Raw genomic sequence first — 19441 nt, forward strand, 5'->3', positions numbered from 1 at the left:
TCGCCATCCGCCGCATGGACAAGGCCGGCGCCACCATCACCTCCACCAACCAACTCCTCGCCGAACTCGCCCACAACTGGACCACCGAAAACGGCGGCAAGATCATCAACATCGTCATGGAACTCCTCCCCCAGAGCTGAACCAGCACCACGGCGTGGGGCGGGGGCAAGCACCGCCCACCCCCTCCCCACCCCGCTCCACCAGCACTTCTCTCGCCCGGGAGGGCTCCATGCAGTTCGGCATCTTCAGCATCGGTGACGTCACGACCGACCCCGTCGAGGGCCGGACCCGCACCGAGCACGAGCGACTCAAGGCGATGGTCGCCACCGCGGTCAAGGCCGAAGAGGTCGGCTTCGACGTCTTCGCGACCGGTGAGCACCACAACCCGCCGTTCGTCGCCTCCTCACCGACCACCCTGCTCAGCAACATCGCCGCGCGGACCGACCGGATCATCCTGTCGACGTCGACCACGCTGATCACCACCAACGACCCGGTGAAGATCGCCGAGGACTACGCGGTGCTCCAGCACCTCGCCGACGGCCGCGTGGACCTGATGATGGGCCGCGGCAACACCGGCCCCGTCTATCCCTGGTTCGGCAAGGACATCCGCCAGGGCATCCCGCTCGCCGTCGAGAACTACGCGCTGCTGCACAAGTTGTGGCGCGAGGACGTCGTCGACTGGGAAGGCAGGTTCCGCACCCCGCTCCAGGGTTTCACCTCGACGCCCCGTCCCCTGGACGGCGTCCCGCCCTTCGTGTGGCACGGCTCCGTGCGCAGCCCCGAGATCGCCGAACAGGCCGCGTACTACGGCGACGGCTTCTTCGTGAACAACCTCTTCGGCCCCATGAACCACTTCACGAAGCTGATCAACCTCTACCGCGAGCGCTACGCCCACTACGGCCACGGCACCCAGGAACAGGCCATCGTGGGAGCCGGCGGCCATGTCTTCGTGCGCCGGAACTCCCAGGACGCGGTGCGCGAGTACCGCCCCTACTTCGACAACTCCCCCGTCTACGGCGGCGGCCCGTCGATGGAGCAGTACATGGCGCAGACCTCGCTGACCGTCGGCAGCCCGCAGGAGGTCATCGACAAGACACTGTCCTTCCGCGACCACTTCGGCCACTACCAGCGCCAGATGTTCAACATCGACATGGCCGGACTTCCGCTCAAGACCGTCCTGGAACAGCTCGACCTGCTCGGCGAGGAAGTCCTCCCCACGCTGCGCAAGGAGTTCGCCTCCGCGCGCCCCGCCGACGTTCCGGACGCCCCCACCCACGCATCCCTGCTCGCCCGGCGCACCGCGGACTCCGAGGAGGTGGCCAAGTGAACACGAACGCGAACACCGTCGAGCCGCTGCACCTTGCGGTCGTGTCGGCCGGCCTGAGCGTGCCCTCCTCCACGCGCCTGCTGGCCGACCGGCTGAGCGAGTCGGTCCGCACGCAACTGGCCGGCGCCGGACGCGAGGTCGAGATCCACTTCATCGAACTGCGCGACCTCGCAGCCGACATCGCCAACAACCTCGTCACCGGCTTCCCCTCCCCCACCCTTGAGGAAGCCATCGAGACGGTCACCTCGGCGGACGGACTGATCGCCGTCACCCCGGTCTTCTCAGCGTCGTACAGCGGGCTCTTCAAGTCGTTCTTCGACGTCATCGACAACGACGCCCTCACCCGCAAGCCCGTGCTGGCCGCGGCGACCGGCGGGACGGCACGGCACTCGCTTGCCCTGGAGCACGCGCTGCGTCCGCTCTTCGCCTACCTGCGCGCGGTCGTCGTACCGACCGCGGTGTACGCGGCGTCCGAGGACTGGGGCGGCAACGGCGACCCTCTCACCGACACACTCCCCAACCGGATCGTGCGGGCGGCCGACGAGTTGGCCGGGCTGATGCGCGGGCGTGCCGGTTCTGCCGCCCGGACGACGTCGGACGACACCACCGCCGTCGTACCGTTCGCACAGCAGTTGCAGGCGCTGCGACCCGCCCAAGGCGCATCGCCCGGGGGAATTCCCAGCCGATGAGCGGCCGTCTCCCCTCATCCGGCCACTACGTCGAGGAAAGGCCATGACTCCAGCCGCCCCGCTCCCCGTCGAGGCGGCCACGCCTACGCGGTTGACCTCCCCGGACGCAGCCGCGCCCGCCGGACAGCCCGCGCGGTCCGGCCGGCCGATGCGCGCCGACGCCGTACGCAACCGCGCGCGTCTGCTGGAGGCCGCGGCCCGGCTGGTGGCCGAGGACGGCGTCGAGCACGTCACCATGGACGCGGTCGCGCGTACCGCCTCGGTGGGCAAGGGCACCGTCTTCCGGCATTTCGGCGACCGGTCCAGACTTCTGATGGCGCTGCTCGACCGCGCCGAGCAGGCCTACCAGGCGTCGTTCCTGACCGGCCCGCCGCCGCTCGGCCCGGGCGCCCCTGCAGCCGAGCGGCTGGAGGCTTTCGGCGTGGCCACGATCAGCTACCTGCTGGCCCACCGGGAGCTCGCTCTGGCGGCCGCCCCACCACCCGAGCGCCGTCTCACCGCCCCACCCATCCGTCTCCGCCGCGCCCACATCGCCTCTCTGCTGCAGGAGACGGGCACCGAGGGCGACCTGGAACTGCTCACCGAATCACTCATGGCCTACCTCGACACCGCCCTCCTCAGCCACCTCACACACGAACGCCAAATGCCGCAAGAACGCCTCGAAACCGGATGGCGCAACCTGGTGAAGATCGTGAAGAGCCCAGGGTGATCTGACTTGCCGTTCGGTTCGGCATCGATGGACGGGCAGCCGAACTGCCGCCCTTTTCTATGGAAGAGCCTGCTGGAGGTCTGCCAGCATCGTGTGCGCAAGCTCGGCCGCACCAGCCCCGGCGCCGGTAACCGCCCCGGTGGCGAGCGCTCCGAGGACGACCCTGATCCGCTCGTACAGCCGGTGCAGGCGCCCCGGGTCGGGGGCTTGGGCCGACGCCTCCTCCAAGAGTTCGCCGGCGTCCGCGCGGAGGACCGCTGCGTCGCCGGGCGACAGGCCGAGCTCGCCGAGCCTGTCCAGCAGAGCTTGCACGCTGGCCTGGAGGTCTTCGAGGCCACGACCGGAGCTGAGGTGCTGGTTCTGTACCACATCGTGGTTACCCCACGCGATCTGGCTGTTGTGTACCGGCCCATGAAACACCGGACCGCTGGTGTCAGCCATGGAACTCCCCCTCCTCCGCAGAAACACCGGGGGTAGTGGGCAGGAGCGGGCGCAGGATGCTGGCCAGTTCAGCGGCCTGGGGCGTGCCCTGCTCAGCAGCCGCGTCCAATGCGGTCACCGTCACGGTGGCCAAGCGCGTGATAGCCCCGCTCAGCCGTACGGGGTCGGGTGAGGGTTGTCCAAGCTCGCGCCTGAGGGTTTGTGCAGCCTGCCGCACGGCTTCGAACATCGCCGGACTCACACCGAGCCGGCGGACGGCGTCCACCATGGCCTGCACTTCGGGAAGTGTGATCTGTTGCGAGCCGATGACCTGATGGATGACCTGATGTTGGTGGACGCTGCCGTTGTTGACGGCAATTTGGCTTCCCCTCACGGCCTTCCTGAACACGACGAAGTGCTGGTGAACCTCCGTCGGGACGGCGGGCCTGGACACCTCACTCATCCCGGCGCCCGGCACCTGCGCTCTCTCCTGGTCCGCTTCCGCCTCGAGATTCGACTCCGAGTCACGGATCTCTGAGACACGGTGCGCCCGCTGAGGTACAGCAGCGCCTTGGGTGCGGTGCACTCCGCCCGCTGCCAAGGTTCCGCGCTGGTGTTGGCTCTCCGAAGTCGGCATGGGGACGACTGCGCCCCTGCTCGGAGGCTCGGTTTCCTGAGGCGTCGGCGCCTGGACGACGTGTTGTCCTACCTGCTGCCGGCCAACGTCGCTCCGCGTTCTCTCCGGCCTTCGCGAACTGACCACGCGCCCCCCTCTGCACTCCATTGACCTGACGGACGCTCGGCTGACGCCGGCTTCCCCGAGCCGAGCGGCAGGTTCGTGCGTGAGTCGATTTTATCCGGATTGCACGATCCTTTCAGGGGTTCAGGCCCCGGCGGCGGACGCGGCGGGCGAGGGCGAAGGGCCGAGGGGGCCCGCGTGACGGCCGGCTGCCCGGAGTGCGGGACGTCAGTGCACTGCACTCCCGCCTGCCGCAAACGGGCCTGGGACAGGCGGCGCGCGGTGGACACCGGGTTGTGGGAAACCGCGCGTTCGGCGGCCTGTCACAGTGCTTCGCTGCGGGGCCGTGCGCCCGTCGCAGGTGCCTGGAGTCGGCTGGATGGTGCGAAGCGACGGCCTGTCGGGGCAAGTTGACGGCCTGGACAAGGTGCCGCACCCAGGTCCACCGGGGGTTGACCGGATGCCCGCGGTGATCGGGAGTGTGACCCGGGAACGCTACGGAGAGCCGGCCACACCAGACCAAGACCTCCGGGGACCCCTATATCCGCACCGGCATGGCCCAGATGGGCGCCATCGAGTCCCCGGCCCACCCCCGTGACGCTGCCGCACTACCGCTACCTCTCCGACGTCGCTTCTCCCCGTTCCCGCATGCCAGATCTCAAGGGTGGCGCCTCGAAGAAGTGGCCGCGGCGTCAGGGGTGCCCTCGTTCACACGGCGCGGTGGCCGCGACCGCACTTCCTCCGCCGCCGCTCTTGAGGCGGAGCAGGACCAGCGGCTGCCCGCCCTGGGCATTCTGGAGCACGTCGCCCGGACGGCGCACCGGACCGGCTGGTGGCGCAGGTTCGGAGCCGAAGCTGAAGAACCCGCCGGCCAGGTACGTGGTCACCGCGTTCACCCACCGATCCGGCCTCAACGCCACGCAGGCCGCCCGGCAAATGAGCACGGTCTCAGCACATCTCAGCACACGAGCACGCCGCGATCGCCAAACGCCACTGCACGCCCGAGAACCCGGCCCAGCGGGCGCCGACGTCGTCGATGCCCACCTCAACCTGGACTTGTGCGGTCCTGGGGCGACGGGTCGATGGCGGCGATGGACGGCACGATGACGGACGCCGCGGTCGACACCCGGTCCACGCCGATGCGCAAGGCCAGTCCTTTCGATTCTCGTCACCCGCTCCGGAATGAAACCCCCCGGCCTACAGCTTCGCCGTTGGGGAACCCGTCCTGCCACCTCGTACGGACGCCGTCGTCTTCACCCCGATCGCCCAGCACATGACGTTCAACCGCAGCGTGATCGCTGCCCCCGACGAAGCTGTCGGCCTGCGCGAACTGCCCCACTCCGGACAGGCCGCCGTCAGCGTCGACGGCCAGCTGCGCGGCGTCCTGGACCCGGCGATTGGATCGGCGTTTTCCGCGCCCCCCAGCGCGTTCGCCTCATCCGCTTGCGCCCCACCGATTCCTTCGGCCAGCTGCGAGACCGGTTCCGGCTCACCGATGCCCGCGCCAACGCCCAGGACGGGCCCTCGGAACCGTTCTTCAGCCCGGACCCCCGGTCCCGCCGGACCCCGCCGGGATGCGCCTGCCGCCGCCGACCGACGCGCGCTGGGATACTCACCCGGGAAGCCGGACGACGAAGACCGTGCCGACGCCGACGGTGCTGGTCACCGTCACCGTTCCGCCGTGTGCCTCGGTGAGCCGTCGCACGATGGCGAGGCCGAGGCCGCTGCCGCCGGTGCGTCGGCTGCGGGACTTCTCGGCCCGCCAGAACCGGTCGAAGACCCGGGGCAGATCCTCGGCCGGGATACCGGTACCGGTGTCGGCGACCTCGATCGTGACGTCGTCCCCGGCCCGGCGGGCCCGCAGGGTGACGCTACCGCCGGGCGGGGTGTGCCGTAGTGCGTTGGACACCAGGTTGCCGACGACCTGCCGCAGCCGTACGGGATCGCCGGACAGCTCCAGGTCGCCCTCGGTCCGGGTGGTGAGGGCCACGCCGGCGGTCTCGGCGCGGCCGTGGTGGACGGTGGCGACGTGGTCGAGCAGGTCGCGTACGCGCAGGGGTTCGGGGTGGATGCGCAGCTGGCCCGCGTCGGCCTCCGCGAGGTCCTGCAGGTCGTCGACGATGTGCTGGAGCAGCAGCGCCTCTTCGAGCAGGGAGTCGACGAGGGCTTGGTCGGAGGTTGCGATGCCGTCCTGGACCGCTTCGAGCCAGCTGCGGATGGTGCTGAGCGGAGTGCGCAGTTCGTGGGCGACATCGCTGACCATCGCCCTGCGCTGGTCCTCCACCCGTTCGCGGCGCTGGGAGAGGTCGTTGAAGGCGGCGGCGAGATAGCCGATCTCGTCGTTAGTGGTCACTGGCACCCGCTGGTGTTCCTCCACCGGGCGGCGGGCGGCGTCGGCCAGCGCGCGCAGCGGCCGGACCAGCCGGGTGCCGACCACCACGGTGACGGCCACGGTGGCCAGCAGCACCAGCCCAGCGACACCGGCGATGCGGGCGGTGTTGGCGGCGGAGAGGTGGAAGACGGGGGCGACCGCTCCGGCCGGGGTGGTGACGTACAGCAGCGCGGCCGGTGCCACATAGGGGGTGAGCTGGTCGCGGCGGGCGGTGTCCAGGCAGGTCAGGGCGGGCTCGCTGGCGCCCTTCGTCACGATGACGAAGTCCATGCCGAACTTCGCGACTGGCTGCTTCTCGCGCTTCAGGCAGTCGTTGACCATGGCATTGAGCCGCTTGAGCGGCCCGACCTCGGTCGAGACGGGACCGCCGAACTGGTCGAGACCGCATGCCGGGTCCACGGAGGACCCGTCCAGGGCGCTGTCGGGGAGCTTGATGGCGGGGCGGCCGCTCGGCCCCTCGGTGAGGGTGACGGCACCGGTCGTGGCGCGCAGACAGGAGACGATCTTGCCCGCCCAGTCGCGCAGCTTCTTCCGCTCGACGGCGGTCAGCCGGTACGGGCCGACGGCACGGGGGTCGATCCGGTCCGTCTCACCGCCGGACAGCAGGGCCGGGTCGGTGTGCAGGGGGTCGACGACCGCCGATGTCCGGGTGGGGAGTACGGCGGTGGTGGCGGACGACGCCGCGATGGTCAGACCGTTCTGGGTGGTCAGGGTGATCCGGCGTCCGGTGCGTTCGGCGAGGCTGCGCAGGGTGGGGGCGACGCCGTTCCAGTTCGGGTGGACAGCGGCGTAACCGATCAGCGTGTCATAGATCTCGGTGTCGGACGACAGGAGTTGTCCCTGCTCCTGCTGGATGGCGCTGCTGGTGGTGCGCGCGGCAAGCCAGGCGGTGGCCGCGACCGAGCAGACGGCGATCATCACCGATGTGGCCAGCAGCCGGACCACCAGGCTCCTGTGCAGGGGCACTTTGGCCCGGACCCTGGTCCTGGGCGCCGCCTCCCCGGTCACCGGGGACCGGTCTCCGTCCCGGCGCCGGCCGCCGGCTCAGCGCGCACGGCTGCCGTCCACGAGCTTGTAGCCGACGCCGTACACGGTCTGGAGATAGGCCGGTTTGCGGGGGACGGCCTCTATCTTCTTGCGCAGGTTGAGGATGTGCACGTCGATGGTCCGCTCCGTTATGTAGCGGTCGAACCCACGGGTCAGGGCGAGCAGTTGGCGCCGGGTGAAGACCCGCTCGGGTTCGGCTCCCATCGCGGCGAGGATCTCGAACTCCCCGGGCGTGCACACCACTTGACGTCCGTCGAGGTCGACGGTCCGGCGCACCGGGTCAATGGCGATCGCGCCGACCCGCACCACCGGATCGCCCGGCGCCGCCGTCGCGGCGCGCGTGCGTCGCAGGAGGGTACGGATCCGGGCCATCAACTCCCTCGGGCTGTACGGCTTGGTCATGTAGTCGTCGGCGCCCAGGTCGAGGGCGATCAGCAGGTCCTCCTCCGTACTGCGGGCGGTGAGCATCAGCACCGGCACATCGCACTCCCGGCGCAGCACACGGCACACGTCCAGACCGTCGACCAGGGGCATCATGACGTCGAGGACGAGCAGATCCGGCTGCCGACGCCGCACCTCGTCGATCGCCGCGCGTCCGTCGTGGACGATCACGGCGGAGTGGCCCTCGCTGGTGAGATAACGGCGAATCACCTCGGCCTGTTTGACGTCGTCCTCGGCCACCAGGACATATGCGTTCACGGAGCTCACCCTAAGGTCGCCGCCGCGGCACCAGACACGAGCCTGACGGCAGCATGACAGGATCTTCATATTCTCCGGCCACGATGCCGCCATGTCGAACCTCACTCAACGACGGCGGTCCGCCGTCCTCACAGGCCTCTGCGCGGCGGTGGCCCTTCCGTTCCTCGCCGCGTGCGGCGGCGGCTCCGGCGGAGACGGAAACACCGCGTCCCAGGACAAGGGTGTCGCCTCCATCGCCAAGCCGAGCGCGAGCGGCTCGCAGACGCCGGACGCGAGCTCCGAATCAGGCCGTCCCCAGCTGAGGCTGGACACCTCTCCCGCGGAGGAGGCACGGCTGCGGGGCATCTATTTCGACTGCCTGCGCGACCACGGTGTCGAGGGCGGGTACAAGTCGGGGTCGAGCCAGTGGTACCCATCGGGCAGCTCTGACGAGAACCCCGCCGCCGTCAAGGCCTGCCTCCCCAAACTGCCGCTCCAGGCACCGGAGTTGGATCCGGTGAAGAACCCGAAGTACCTGGACGGCTTCCGCGAGTACATCCGCTGCCTCAACGCCGGAGGCCTGAAGGTCAAGGGGCAGTCCGACGGCTCCGGCTGGAGCTACGACGGGACTCCGACCATGAGCCAGTCCGACCAGGAGACGCTCGACGGGCAGTGCAAGCTGGAGGCATACCAGTGAGGCGGGCCGCGCACTCCGTCCCTGCGGGCGGCCCGAGCAGCGACGACCTCGACGGCACCCGCCCGCGGCGCGGAAGGCGCCGGCTCAAGATCGGTGCCGTGGCGCTCGCCGGTATCACCGCGGCTGCGCTGGGCATCACCGCATGGCAGGACGGGAACACGAAACCGGGCACGACGGCCGGTGACACGGCGAGCGTCGGCACCGCGACGGTGACCCGGACGGACCTGTCCAACGCCCTGACAGTGAGCGGAACCCTCGGCTACGGCACGGCCCCACCGGTCAAGGGAGGCAAGGCCGGACTGATCACCTGGCTGCCCGCGCCCGGGGCGACGGTCTCCCGGGGCGGCACGCTGTACAAGGTGGACAACGTCCCGGTGCCGGTGTTCTACGGCGGCACACCTCTGTACCGCACGCTGAACGCCAGGGGCACCACGGGCCCCGACGTCCGGGTGATCGCCGACAACCTCACGAAGCTCGGCTACGACATCGGCACGCAACCGACGGTGGGCACCTGGGTCACCCAGCACCCGGCCGAAGCCGAAACCGAAGCCGAACCGGCTGAACCGGCTCAACCGGCCGACGGCAGCGCGTCCGGCCCGTCCGCCGCCCCCTCCACGAGCGCGGCCCCGGCCCCCACCACGACCCCCGTCCAGGTCAAGGTCAAGGCGGGCGACGGGGTGCTCACCGCCGAGCTGATCGACGCGATCAGCCGCTGGCAGGCCTACGCCGGGATGCCCGCCACCGGGGTGCTGGGCATCGGGGACGTCACCGTACAGGGCGGCGCGGTCCGGGTCGGCTCGGTGCAGGCTCAGACCGGTGATGCCGCCAACGGGAGCCTGATGACGGTCAGTTCGACCGCCAAGAAGGTGTCGATACCGGTGGACGCGACCCAGGTCGGCACGATGTCCCGGGGCGACCGGGTCACGGTGACCCTGCCGGACAACTCCACCGTGAAGGGAACCGTCGAGGTCGTCGGCGCCACGGCCGAGGCCCAGGAGGGCGACACCAGCGGTGCGGCCCCCGCCCAGTTCACGGTCACCGTCTCGGTGCCCGACACCGGGACCGTACGGAAGCTGACCTCCGCCCCCGTGCAGGTGGCGTTCACCTCGGAGGCCCACAAGGGCGTGCTCGCCGTACCGGTCGGCGCGCTGCTGGCGCTGAGCGAGGGCGGCTACGCCGTCCAGCTTCCCGCCGGGCGGCTGATCGCGGTGAAGACCGGGATGTTCGCCAAGGGGCTGGTGGAGGTCAGCGGCACCGGCGTCACGGCCGGGCTGAAGGTGGTGACCACCTCGTGAGGACCCGACCGGTGCTGGCCGTGATCGACGCGGGCATGGCCTACCCCGGCGGGGTGAAGGCCCTGGACGGTGTGTCGCTCGCCGTCGAGGAGGGCGAACTGCTCGCCATCGTCGGCCCGTCGGGGTCCGGCAAGTCGACCCTGCTGAACATCATGGGCACCCTGGATCGGCCGACCAGCGGCACCGTGGAGATCGGCGGGCACGATGTCGCGACCCTCTCCGACCGTCGGCTCTCCGCCCTGCGCGGGCGCCAACTCGGCTTTGTGTTCCAGCAGTTCCACCTCACCGACGGACTGACCGCCGCCGAGAACGTGGCCACCGGCCTGCTCTACGCCGGGGTGCCGCGCCGGCAACGCCGCCCGCTTGCCAGCGAGGCGCTGGCCCGGGTCGGCCTCGCGCGCCGCGCCGCGCATCTGCCCAACCAACTCTCCGGCGGCGAACGGCAGCGGGTGGCGATCGCCCGCGCGCTCGTCAACCGCCCGGCCCTGGTGCTCGCGGACGAGCCCACCGGCGCCCTGGACACCGCCAACGGCCGTGCCGTACTGGACCTGTTGACCACGCTGAACGACGAGGGCACCACCATCGCGATCATCACCCACGACCGGGAGATCGCGGCGCAGCTGCCCCGCAGGCTGGAGATCCTCGACGGCCGCCTGGTCGCCGACATCCGCACCGGCGGCCTCGACGACGACACCCTCGCCATCCGGACCGGCGGCCTCACCGAGGACACCCTCGCCATCCGTACGGACACCCTCACCGACACCTATGGGGAACGCCGGCCATGACCACCACACCGAAGCGGCCCGCCGTCCCGGACGTCGCCGACACCAGGCCGGTGCGACTGGCCCCGCTGGACATCCTGCGGCTGGGACTGCTCGGCATCCACACCCGCAAGGTGCGCGCGGCGCTCTCCGCGCTGGGCATCTCGATCGGCATCGCCACGATGATCGTGGTGACCGGGATCCCGGCGTCCAGCCAGAAGGCGTTGATGGACCAGCTCTCCGCGCTGGGCACCAACATGCTCCAGGCCGTACCGGTCCCCAACCAGAATCCGCCGGTCCAACTGCCGCCCCAGTCGGTGGACATGGTCCACCGGATCGGACCGGTCACGGTGGCCAGCGCGGTCGCCAACACCCATGCCGAGGTGTACCGCAACGACCACGCCGACGCCAACGACTACACGGGCCTGGCCGTACTGGCCAGCCGTACCGACCTGTTGGAGGCGATCAACGCCGAGGTCCAGTCCGGACGTTTCCTCAGCACGAGCACCGAGCGGTTCCCTACGGCTGTCCTCGGCTCGGTGGCCGCCACCCGGATGGGCATCGTGCAGGTGGTCCCGGGGCAGCCCGCCCCGCAGATCTACGTCAACCACCGCTGGTTCACGGTCATCGGCGTGCTCGCCCCGACCCCGCTCTCGCCCGACATCGACCGCTCGGTGCTGGTCGGCTGGGACGCGGCACGTACCCAACTGGGCTTCACCGGCCACCCCACCGTCATCTACGTCAAGGCCAGGGAGGACGGCATCGAGGCCGTCCGTGACGTCCTCGCCCCGACCATCCACCCCGAACTGCCCGGCATGGTGCAGGTCAGCCGCCCGTCCGACGCCCTCGCGGCCAAGCGCGCCACCGAGACGACGTTCTCCGCCCTCTTCCTCGGCCTCGCCGGAGTGGCCCTGCTGGTGGGCGGGATCGGTGTGGCCAACACCATGGTCATCTCGGTCCTCGAACGCCGCAAGGAGATCGGCCTGCGGCGGGCGCTGGGCGCCAACAGGGGCCAGATCCGCAGCCAGTTCCTCACCGAGTCCGTGGCCCTGTCCTGCCTCGGCGGCCTGGCCGGCACCGTGCTCGGCGTCCTGGCAACCGTCGGCTACGCCGCCTACCAGGGCTGGCCCCCGGTGATCCCGCTCCCGGCGGTGGCCGGCGGCATCGGCGGCGCACTCCTGATCGGCATGGCCGCCGGTGTCTACCCCTCCATCAGGGCCTCCCGCCTCACCCCGACGGAGGCCCTGGCGACAGCGTGACCGTTCACCCCTGCCGGTCCGCACCGCACTCATGGACGACTCTCACATGGGCGCCACCGGACCCGGTGAGGGGAGGGAGGCAACTGTTCTCGTACCCCGCCAATCAGTCGAGCGAGCGCTCCGAGGCAGCAATCGATGCTGATTCCTCGAGCCCTTGCAACTCGTTCAGCACCTCCTGCGTGTCCTGGCCCACGAGCGGCGCGGGCCGAGGCGCCCGCGTCACCCGAGAAGCGCGCCATCCGCGGAATCACCCGATAGCTCCCGATCACAGGATCGTTGCTCAGCGGCAGCTGGTCGACCCTTCGGCGAACACAGCAACTTTCAGGACCTCAGCGGCACGGAATATAGCGGGTGTTCGCCGGTTGGCCAAACCGGCGAAGAGCCAGATCATGGAACCGTCAAGGCACGGCAGCCGACGGAATCGACGTGCTGCCCTCAAAGCGTCACAGCCCTAAGGAACCATGACAGCACAGTTTATGACCCTGCAAGAAACTGCTGAATATCTCAATGTATCCGTTTCATGGATATACAGGAATGCCGCCTCTTCCGGCCTCGCACTGTACAGATTCGGAACAGGCCGAAACGCCAAGATTAGATTCAAGGTATCAGAAGTCGAAACATGGGTTAAGCAGCAGCGCATCCATTAAGAGCAGGGCCAAGTGTCGGCTCAGACTAACCAGTCCGAGCATTTCAACCGTAGACGTTGTAAATTTCTCAATCGGAGATGTCCTCCCCTATGTCTCGTTCGTTGATCCGTGGAATGGGTTCGTTCTTCAAGGCGTGCGAGCATCCGCGGTCGCGCTGGTCGAAGTGCGCTCATCTCTACAAGATCCGCTACCGGTCGGTGGCCGGAAAGCAGGTGCAGGAGTCGGGGTTCTCGACCCAGGACAAGGCCATCGGGCGCCTGACAGAGATCTACAACGAGAAGAAAGCCGCAGGGCCCCGATCCCAAACCAAGGCAGCGCGGATAGCCGCCTATGGAGCAATGCGCTTCGAGGAGTACACCACCGGGTGGAAGGCTGCCCAGCGGGACTTGGGCCCAGCCTCAGTACGTCACTTGGAATCTCTGATGGAGCACCATCTATTGCCCGCGCTGGGCAGCCGACGGATGAACACGTTCGACCACAAGGTCGTCGATGAGTTCATCCAGACCATGGAACGCAACGGCGTCGGCCTTGCCACTCAGTCCAACGTCTACGACAAGCTCAAAGCCGTCCTGCTCGACGCCCACCGACTGGGCCTGTACGACGAGAGTCCCCTCAGGGGGGTCAAGGCACCACAGTATGACCCCAAGCGTGCGATCATCCCCTCACCAGAGCAGTTGCGTGTAATTCGCGCAGCGGGTGATGACGCGTTTGTTTTGATCGTCGACCTGATGAGCGGTTGCGGCCTGCGCAATGGCGAGGCGGCCGCGGTCAACCTACGCAACATCGTGGCCGATAATGTCTACCGGATCACTGAGCAGGTCAATCAGACGACCGGTCAGTACGCCCGCCTCAAGCACCGCAGGCCGAACGAGTACCGCGACGTACCCCTCCCTGCCCGGGTCAGGGAAACCATCGAGTGGTACGCCGAGAGGCACGGCACCGTCGACGGCTATCTGTTGCGTCACCCCAATGATCCGTCTCGGACGCTCCCGCATTACTGCCTCAGCAACCAATGGCGGCGCATCAAGGAGAAGAGCCAGGCTGCCATCCCCGAGGGGATGGTGATCTACGGCTTCCGACACTTCTTCGCATCCCATTGCCTCACCCACGGCATACCCATCACCGATGTAGCCGAATGGATGGGACACAAGAACATCGACATCACCTTCAGGATCTATCGGCACCTCATGCCCGGCTCGATCAGCACAGCCGCCAGGGTCCTCAATCTGGACCTCGCCGCGTAGCCGCCCGCCGGTGGCGGGCGCAGAGCGGATCTGCACGGGTAGCCCCTCATTGCGCCGTGAGAGCATCCTTTCGCACTTGCCCAGGCACACCGCAATCGGAGCATCGCCCAGCAGACAACCCGCGTTGTCCGGCGTGGGAGCTGCGCTGTGCTCCCACGCCGGACCGGCCAGGCCGGTGGATTTGCCGCTCGCGTCGTCCCGGTGTCCGTGCCGGCCGGTGACCGACCCCAGCGGCTGGCCCACGAAGGGCAGCCGACAGGCGGTGATCGCCTTGGAGGCGTGGGCCGTTGCGGTCTCGAAGACCGGACCCACCAGTGTCACCCCTCAGCAATGAGGCCGCCGGCGTGAGCATCCCGTCCCGGCAGACACCAGGCAACGGATCCCGGCCACGTTACGCGCCCCCTCAGCCATCCATAGCCTCTTGCTCAATCAGCGAGGCTACGGTTGAGCGCCTTCGCTGCCGTGCTGATCGAGCCGGGCATAAGGTGCCGGTACACCTTGAAGGTGATGTCGACGCTCTTGTGTCCCATCCACTCAGCCACGTCCGTGATCGGGACGCCGTTGCTCAGGCAGTTCGACGCGAAGAAGTGACGGTTCCCGTAGAGCACCATCCCTTCCGGGATGTCCACTTCGCCTGCCGCCCTGATCCGACGCCACTGATTGTCCATCCCCCAGTGCGGATACGGCCTGCTGGGATCGGTGGCCTGACGGAGCAGGTAGCCGTCTACCGTTCCATGCGTGTCGGCGTACCACTCGATCGTCTCCCTGACCTGAGCGGGGAGGGGGACATCGCGGTACTCACCCGGCTTCCGGTGTTTGAGAGGCCCGTACTGCCGGGTGGACAGGACCGCCTGCTCGGTGACTCGATACACGTCGCCGGCCACGATGTTGTTGAGGTTCACCGCCGCCGCCTCACCGTTGCGCATACCGCAGCCGCTCATCAGGTCGACGATCAACATGAACGCGTCATCGCCTGCGGTGCGTATCGCGCGCAACTGTTCGGGAGACGGGATCACGGCCCGTTCAGGGTTGTACTGCGGCGGCTTCACCCCGACCACCGGGTTGTCGGGAAAGACACCGAGCCGTTGGGCGTCAAGGAGAATCGCACGCAGCTTGTCGAAGGCGTTGGCCTGAGTGGCCAAACCAGCACCGCTGCGTTCCATGGAGCGGATGAAGCCGTCAACCACCTTGTGGTCGAATGAGTCCATCCGTCGGCTCCCGAGTGCCGGGTAGAGATGATGCTCCAGGAGCGAGTCGAGGTGCCGTACCGAGGCGTCGGCCAGGTGTCGTTGCCCGGCCTTCCACTCCTCGGCATACTCCTCGAACCGCATCGCCCCGTACTTGCGGATACGCTCCGCCTTCGTCTGAGCCTGCGGGGTCGCCTTCTTCTCCTTGTAGATCTCCAACAGGCGCTCGATGGCCTTGTCCTGGGTCGAGAAGCCCGCCTCCTCCACCTGCCTCCCGGTCGCCGACCGGCACCGGATCTTGTACGGGTGGGAACACTTCGACCACCGCGACCTCGGATGCTCGCACTCTTTGAAGAACGAGCCCATCCCACGAACCAACGAATCCTGCGCCACGGCCGACCAACTCCACCGACTGATGCTGACGGTTTGCTGACCGGCAGCCAGCCAGAAGAGCGCTGACCTGCAAAAACAGCAACGAAGTTCGATATGTTCTGGAACTTCGTCGGCCGCACCCAGGCCGAGATCGAACAGGCCCGCGAGGACTGGATGACCGGCACCCGCTTCGGCGAGGTAAAGGGCTACGACGGCGCCCCGCTCCCCGCACCGACCCTGCCCCCGGTCCCGCTGAAACCACGGGGCAGGGTGCGCTGACCTGCAAGAAGTCGGACTTCCGCACCAGAGATCCCGGAGTCGCCGGAGCACGGTCGCTCGGGTGCTTGTGGGAACCAGACAAACGTAGTCGGCTTACGCCAGGGCGGCTACCTGTCGCCGGCTCAAGTGTCCGGCTCAGATGGCCAGCTGTGCTCAACTCCGGGACCGACCGCCCGCGCACTACGGCCCACCGCCCCGTGTCTCATGCTCCTCGTATGCCTGCGGACCGCTACCGTCGGCAGCGACCTCCTCCTGGTCGACGGTCGCGACATGCTGGCCGGGGCCTCTCCCATCAGGGGCTCAGCGGGCTCGGGTGACCTCGATGACGGTGTCTGGGCAGCCGCCGAGGACTTCGGTGAGCGTGGCCTGTTCCGCTGGGTCGACAGCGAGGCGAGCTCTGGCCCGGGGCAGGCTGTTCGCCGAGCCCCACCGGCTGCAGGACGGGAACGGGAACCTGAGGGGTCGCTGTAGGTGACTCCTTGGCGTGATCAATCGTGCCGACAGGTAAGGCACGTAGCCGGGAGCGGTTCGGACAGGCCGTTCCCGGGACTCCCATTCGGCTGTGACGGTCTTTGAGGAGTACCGGCACCGGGGGTGGCCGTGATCCGGGCAGGCCAGGCTGCGGGACGATGGCCGACGGGCGACTACCGGGTCTGACGCATGAGCCCTGTCCATGTCGTTCGGGGCATGCCGGCCCGCCGCAACTCCGTGCGGCCCGGTTGTCGGTACGCGCTGATACAACTCTTGCGTACCGACCCGAACCAGCAGAGGAGGCCCATGGGCAACTGGGGAACCGGGAACTTCGACAACGACACGGCCGCAGACCACCTGTCGTTCCTCACGGACCGGCTCATCACTGAAGTGGCAGACGCGATGGCCGGCGACCTGGTCGCGATCGAGCCCGACGAGTACTGGGGAGTTGCGGTGCCGGCCAACCTGGAGCTGCTGAGCCTTCTGGCGCGGCAGGGCTACGTGGGGGCGTCGCTGCCCGAGGCCGAGGTGGTCGAGGGGTGGAAGAAGACGTACATGGCGGTGTGGGAGGGCTACATCGACAACTTGACGCCCTCATCGGGCTACAAGGACGAGCGACGCGCAGTACTGATCCGTACTTTCGACGATGTGGCAGAGCTCAGGAGGAAGGAGGGCTTGGGCTGAGGACTGTCCCCGAACGAACGCTCACACAGCGGGCAGAACGATCGGCACCTCCGCTCCACCAGCCGGTGCGGAGGCCTGGACGACCCCCGGTCCGCTCGCCAGAACGAATGCGCATCCGGACCGCCGCTTACTGACCCCAGGTTCTTCCGCCCTCGTTGTCGTGCTCGGCTCGTTGAGCAGTCCCACCAGTTCCGCGACCAGCAGTCTGTCCGTCCCCGGCTCGACGGTGCTCACGACGGCTTTCCGGGGAGCGCGGCCAGCTGCTCCACCTCGTCCACGCCGTCGTTGCCACACTGCCACACCGGTCGCCGAGTCTTGGGCCGCTCGGGCAGGCGGACGTCGAACGGCACCCGGGTCTCGTCTTTGAGCGACCATGCCGTCGGCCCGGGGCTGGAACACCATGGAGTCCCCGTGCTGGGCGTCCTCAGAGATGTCGGCGACGGTCTGCTCCATCGAGGGCATCCACGGCAGCAGGTGGTCAGGTCCTTGCGCAGGATGCGGACCTCCTCGGCCTCGCGCATGACCTTGCTGCCGGAGGTGGCGAGCGGGAACGGAAAGCCGTCACGGTGGGGTGCGGGACCTTCAGCAGGTCCAGGTCCCGGCTGATGTCGGCCACGGTGGCCTTCCACTCGCCGTAGTCGACCTCCCGCGGCGAGGACAGCGAGGACCGGGCCCGTCTCGGCGATGCCGCCCGGGCCCGGATTCACGCCGCCTATGCCGTCGCGATGATGACGCCGACCGTGCTGATCGGTGACACGCCTCGCGACGTGCGGGCCCCGCATGACACGGGGGCACGCTGCATCGCTGTCACCTCGGGCATCCACTCGGTGGCGGAACTCCGTGCCGCTGGCGCCGACTTCGTCGTTCCGGATCTGACGGATACGGAAGGCCTGTTGGGCCGCCTGCGCGCAGCAGCGGCCTGAGCCGGTCTGCCCCTGCCACCGGAGGGCCTCGTCGAGGTCAGGATCGGGGCCGTGACGGGTCAGGGGCGCAGGGCGTAGCAGCGCATCGAGTCCAGGTCTTCGCTTCGGACCGACGACCAGGGCGCGGTCAGTAATTCTGCCTGCTGGGAGGTGATTCCGATCGATTTCCGTTCGTCCGGGAGGCGTTCAGCAAGAGGGGTCACCAGCCAGAGGGTTCCGCCGGGCGGGAGGAGGCAGCGAATGCGGTCGAGGAAGGCGGGCTTGTCCTTGATGAAGGCGAACGCCAGGCGGCAGGTGATGAGGGCGTAGCCGGCGTCGGGGAGCACGCCGGCGTCGTCGGCCTCGATGTCCAGCTGCTGGAAGAGCGGGCCGTCGTTCGCGTTCGGGGCGGCCTGGGCGATCTTCAGGGCGGCGGCGGAGCAGTCGATCGCTGTGGTGCGGTATCCCAGGTCGGCGTGCAGGTACCGGGCGAGAGCCCCGTCGCCGCAGCCGATGTCGAGGGCAGGCCGGCCGCGGCCGGCGCCGAGGAAGCGGCGGGTCAGCTGCTGTTCCTCGGGACCGAGTCCGCGGTAGCGGCGTCCCGATGCCCAGAGTGGGTCCCAGTATTCGGCCGGGCTGGTGATCGTCATGGGTTGGCGGGCTCCTCGGTCGGGGTCAGCAAGATCGGGGCGGCGGGGCCGAGAGCGCGGACGGGCGAGCTCCACAGCACGAGGAACGGGACGACCAGAGCCGCGGTGATGAGCATGAGGGTGCGGCGCAGGCTGAAGGCGAGCCAGGCTCCGGTGGCCTGGGCCCGTCCTTGGAGATGGTCCGGGGCAAGTTCCTGGCGGACGGCACGCTGGCGTCCGCCATGGCACACGGCGGCGCCGGTTTGGATGACCATGCCGGCGCCGATGGCGATCTGCCCGCCGAGCCCGGGACCGGCGAGGACCAGCGGAATCTGGGCGAGTGGGCTGAGAGCGAGGGTGCCGAGCATCACCAAGCCCGAGCCCCAGCGTCGTTCCAGGGGCTGCCAGACGAGGGCGCCGAGGATGCCGCCGATTCCGCCGGCACCCATGACGATGCCGAGGGCGGTCGGGCTCCAGTGCAGTTCGCGCAGCAGGTTTGTTTCCGCAGAGGCCGTGTCCCTCGCAGGTCGTGTCTCTTTGGGCCGGGGCCGAGTCTCTGGCGCGTGTCGCGCTGCGACGGGCCGCCGTGTCCGATTCCCCGCCGCAGGCGTGACGGACATCACGCCTTGCCGAACTCGGTGGCCGAGGAGAACTTACGGGCGGGAGGCGCCCAGGCGGCTGATTTCTGGGCTGCCCGCTGGCGCGGTGTTTTGCAGGGAGGGTGCGGCAGGTGTCGCAGCTGCTCTGCATCCAGGTTCGCAGCCCGTCGCCGCGGAGGCGGAGGCCGTCGAGGTTGCCGCAGGCTCGCAGGTACGTTCGGAAGCGGTGTCGGTATGGGCGGTCGCCTGGTCGGCGAACTCGCCGCCGAACTCGCCCTCTTGAAAGCGGCCAGCGACCGTACCGAGCACTCCAGTCGGCACCGTTCACCGTATGAAGTGCTGAGAGCTGGGAGTCGACACGGCACCGCCCGATGTGAGCGTACGCCGGTCGGGGGCCGTATCGCCCCGAGCTTC

Annotated in this window: 19 protein-coding genes and 2 pseudogenes; 13 read left to right on the forward strand and 8 right to left on the reverse strand. The window is 68.8% G+C overall.

Annotated elements, in window-relative coordinates; genetic code table 11:
* Positions 1 to 229: 229 nt before the first annotated feature.
* Genes ACWCPF_RS42515 through ACWCPF_RS42525 form a run of 3 tightly spaced genes read left to right on the forward strand, consistent with a single transcriptional unit; the run spans position 230 to position 2725 of the window.
* Positions 230 to 1327 carry an LLM class flavin-dependent oxidoreductase gene (locus ACWCPF_RS42515; RefSeq protein ID WP_451050513.1) on the forward strand — a complete coding sequence of 366 codons (1098 nt, stop codon included), beginning with the start codon at positions 230 to 232 and terminating at the stop codon, positions 1325 to 1327.
* Positions 1324 to 2016 carry an FMN reductase gene (locus ACWCPF_RS42520; protein WP_451050514.1) on the forward strand — a complete coding sequence of 231 codons (693 nt, stop codon included), beginning with the start codon at positions 1324 to 1326 and terminating at the stop codon, positions 2014 to 2016. Before ACWCPF_RS42515 ends, ACWCPF_RS42520 begins: the two co-directional genes overlap by 4 nt.
* A 43-nt stretch (positions 2017 to 2059) precedes the next feature.
* Positions 2060 to 2725: a TetR/AcrR family transcriptional regulator gene (locus ACWCPF_RS42525; RefSeq protein WP_451050515.1), complete on the forward strand. Its 666-nt coding sequence runs from the start codon at positions 2060 to 2062 to the stop codon at positions 2723 to 2725.
* Positions 2726 to 2782: 57 nt separating this feature from the next.
* Here ACWCPF_RS42525 and ACWCPF_RS42530 read toward each other — a convergent pair whose 3' ends face one another.
* From ACWCPF_RS42530 to ACWCPF_RS42540, 3 genes are all read right to left on the reverse strand, one after another.
* Entirely contained in the window at positions 2783 to 3166 is a 384-nt protein-coding gene (locus ACWCPF_RS42530; protein WP_451050516.1) for a hypothetical protein, read from the reverse strand.
* Entirely contained in the window at positions 3159 to 3608 is a 450-nt protein-coding gene (locus tag ACWCPF_RS42535) for a hypothetical protein (RefSeq protein ID WP_451050517.1), read from the reverse strand. The genes ACWCPF_RS42530 and ACWCPF_RS42535 overlap by 8 nt, the downstream gene beginning before the upstream one ends.
* Positions 3609 to 4576: 968 nt before the next feature.
* On the reverse strand, positions 4577 to 4771 hold the full coding sequence (locus tag ACWCPF_RS42540; RefSeq protein WP_451050518.1) for a hypothetical protein: 195 nt from the start codon (positions 4769 to 4771) through the stop codon (positions 4577 to 4579).
* Positions 4772 to 5079: 308 nt separating this feature from the next.
* On the opposite strand from ACWCPF_RS42540, the pseudogene ACWCPF_RS42545 reads away from it, so the two are divergent.
* Positions 5080 to 5476: pseudogene (locus ACWCPF_RS42545) on the forward strand (NAD(+)/NADH kinase); the annotation flags it as partial.
* Between the two features lie 20 nt (positions 5477 to 5496).
* On the opposite strand, the gene ACWCPF_RS42550 reads toward ACWCPF_RS42545, so the two are convergent.
* On the reverse strand, positions 5497 to 7194 hold the full coding sequence (locus tag ACWCPF_RS42550; RefSeq protein WP_451050539.1) for a sensor histidine kinase: 1698 nt from the start codon (positions 7192 to 7194) through the stop codon (positions 5497 to 5499).
* Positions 7195 to 7320: 126 nt separating this feature from the next.
* Positions 7321 to 8022: a response regulator transcription factor gene (locus ACWCPF_RS42555; RefSeq protein WP_451050519.1), complete on the reverse strand. Its 702-nt coding sequence runs from the start codon at positions 8020 to 8022 to the stop codon at positions 7321 to 7323.
* Between the two features lie 91 nt (positions 8023 to 8113).
* Between ACWCPF_RS42555 and ACWCPF_RS42560 the strand changes: the two genes are divergently transcribed.
* From ACWCPF_RS42560 to ACWCPF_RS42585, 6 genes are all read left to right on the forward strand, one after another.
* Positions 8114 to 8698 (forward strand): hypothetical protein, encoded by a 585-nt coding sequence (locus ACWCPF_RS42560; RefSeq protein WP_451050520.1) that lies wholly within the window; start codon positions 8114 to 8116, stop codon positions 8696 to 8698.
* 98 nt (positions 8699 to 8796) lie between these two features.
* Entirely contained in the window at positions 8797 to 9993 is a 1197-nt protein-coding gene (locus ACWCPF_RS42565; protein ID WP_451050521.1) for a hypothetical protein, read from the forward strand.
* Positions 9994 to 10028: 35 nt separating this feature from the next.
* On the forward strand, positions 10029 to 10778 hold the full coding sequence (locus tag ACWCPF_RS42570; RefSeq protein WP_451050540.1) for an ABC transporter ATP-binding protein: 750 nt from the start codon (positions 10029 to 10031) through the stop codon (positions 10776 to 10778).
* Positions 10775 to 12013, forward strand: a complete 1239-nt coding sequence (locus ACWCPF_RS42575) for an ABC transporter permease (protein ID WP_451050522.1) — start codon at positions 10775 to 10777, stop codon at positions 12011 to 12013. The genes ACWCPF_RS42570 and ACWCPF_RS42575 overlap by 4 nt, the downstream gene beginning before the upstream one ends.
* A 476-nt stretch (positions 12014 to 12489) precedes the next feature.
* Positions 12490 to 12660 (forward strand): helix-turn-helix domain-containing protein, encoded by a 171-nt coding sequence (locus ACWCPF_RS42580; protein ID WP_451050541.1) that lies wholly within the window; start codon positions 12490 to 12492, stop codon positions 12658 to 12660.
* A 113-nt stretch (positions 12661 to 12773) separates the two neighbouring features.
* Positions 12774 to 13904 (forward strand): tyrosine-type recombinase/integrase, encoded by a 1131-nt coding sequence (locus ACWCPF_RS42585; protein WP_451050523.1) that lies wholly within the window; start codon positions 12774 to 12776, stop codon positions 13902 to 13904.
* A 425-nt stretch (positions 13905 to 14329) separates the two neighbouring features.
* Here ACWCPF_RS42585 and ACWCPF_RS42590 read toward each other — a convergent pair whose 3' ends face one another.
* Positions 14330 to 15358: a tyrosine-type recombinase/integrase gene (locus ACWCPF_RS42590; protein WP_451050524.1), complete on the reverse strand. Its 1029-nt coding sequence runs from the start codon at positions 15356 to 15358 to the stop codon at positions 14330 to 14332.
* A gap of 219 nt (positions 15359 to 15577) precedes the next feature.
* On the opposite strand from ACWCPF_RS42590, the pseudogene ACWCPF_RS42595 reads away from it, so the two are divergent.
* The 3 genes and pseudogenes from ACWCPF_RS42595 to ACWCPF_RS42605 all read left to right on the forward strand — a co-directional run.
* A pseudogene (locus ACWCPF_RS42595) lies at positions 15578 to 15742 on the forward strand (pirin family protein); the annotation flags it as partial.
* Between the two features lie 777 nt (positions 15743 to 16519).
* Positions 16520 to 16897 (forward strand): DUF4259 domain-containing protein, encoded by a 378-nt coding sequence (locus ACWCPF_RS42600; protein WP_451050525.1) that lies wholly within the window; start codon positions 16520 to 16522, stop codon positions 16895 to 16897.
* 725 nt (positions 16898 to 17622) lie between these two features.
* Positions 17623 to 17820, forward strand: coding sequence for an HAD family hydrolase (locus tag ACWCPF_RS42605; protein ID WP_451050526.1), 198 nt, complete (start codon positions 17623 to 17625; stop codon positions 17818 to 17820).
* A 59-nt stretch (positions 17821 to 17879) separates the two neighbouring features.
* Here the strand turns inward: ACWCPF_RS42605 and ACWCPF_RS42610 are convergent, their stop codons facing one another.
* A complete protein-coding gene (locus ACWCPF_RS42610; protein WP_451050527.1) occupies positions 17880 to 18449 on the reverse strand; it encodes a class I SAM-dependent methyltransferase in 570 nt (189 codons plus the stop codon).
* Complete coding sequence (locus ACWCPF_RS42615; RefSeq protein ID WP_451050528.1) at positions 18446 to 18877, reverse strand: hypothetical protein; 432 nt, start codon at positions 18875 to 18877, stop codon at positions 18446 to 18448. Before ACWCPF_RS42615 ends, ACWCPF_RS42610 begins: the two co-directional genes overlap by 4 nt.
* Between the last annotated feature and the right edge of the window lie 564 nt (positions 18878 to 19441).

This window comes from Streptomyces sp. NPDC001858 (assembly GCF_053594615.1).

Coding starts and splice junctions, on each gene's coding strand:
- ACWCPF_RS42515 (WP_451050513.1), top strand. CDS start 230: ATGCAGTTCGGCATCTTCAGCATCGGTGACGTCACGACCGACCCCGTC.
- ACWCPF_RS42525 (WP_451050515.1), top strand. CDS start 2,060: ATGACTCCAGCCGCCCCGCTCCCCGTCGAGGCGGCCACGCCTACGCGG.
- ACWCPF_RS42530 (WP_451050516.1), bottom strand. CDS start 3,166: ATGGCTGACACCAGCGGTCCGGTGTTTCATGGGCCGGTACACAACAGC.
- ACWCPF_RS42535 (WP_451050517.1), bottom strand. CDS start 3,608: ATGAGTGAGGTGTCCAGGCCCGCCGTCCCGACGGAGGTTCACCAGCAC.
- ACWCPF_RS42550 (WP_451050539.1), bottom strand. CDS start 7,194: ATGATCGCCGTCTGCTCGGTCGCGGCCACCGCCTGGCTTGCCGCGCGC.
- ACWCPF_RS42560 (WP_451050520.1), top strand. CDS start 8,114: ATGTCGAACCTCACTCAACGACGGCGGTCCGCCGTCCTCACAGGCCTC.
- ACWCPF_RS42570 (WP_451050540.1), top strand. CDS start 10,029: ATGGCCTACCCCGGCGGGGTGAAGGCCCTGGACGGTGTGTCGCTCGCC.
- ACWCPF_RS42575 (WP_451050522.1), top strand. CDS start 10,775: ATGACCACCACACCGAAGCGGCCCGCCGTCCCGGACGTCGCCGACACC.
- ACWCPF_RS42580 (WP_451050541.1), top strand. CDS start 12,490: ATGACCCTGCAAGAAACTGCTGAATATCTCAATGTATCCGTTTCATGG.
- ACWCPF_RS42585 (WP_451050523.1), top strand. CDS start 12,774: ATGGGTTCGTTCTTCAAGGCGTGCGAGCATCCGCGGTCGCGCTGGTCG.
- ACWCPF_RS42600 (WP_451050525.1), top strand. CDS start 16,520: ATGGGCAACTGGGGAACCGGGAACTTCGACAACGACACGGCCGCAGAC.
- ACWCPF_RS42605 (WP_451050526.1), top strand. CDS start 17,623: ATGATGACGCCGACCGTGCTGATCGGTGACACGCCTCGCGACGTGCGG.
- ACWCPF_RS42610 (WP_451050527.1), bottom strand. CDS start 18,449: ATGACGATCACCAGCCCGGCCGAATACTGGGACCCACTCTGGGCATCG.
- ACWCPF_RS42615 (WP_451050528.1), bottom strand. CDS start 18,877: ATGGGTGCCGGCGGAATCGGCGGCATCCTCGGCGCCCTCGTCTGGCAG.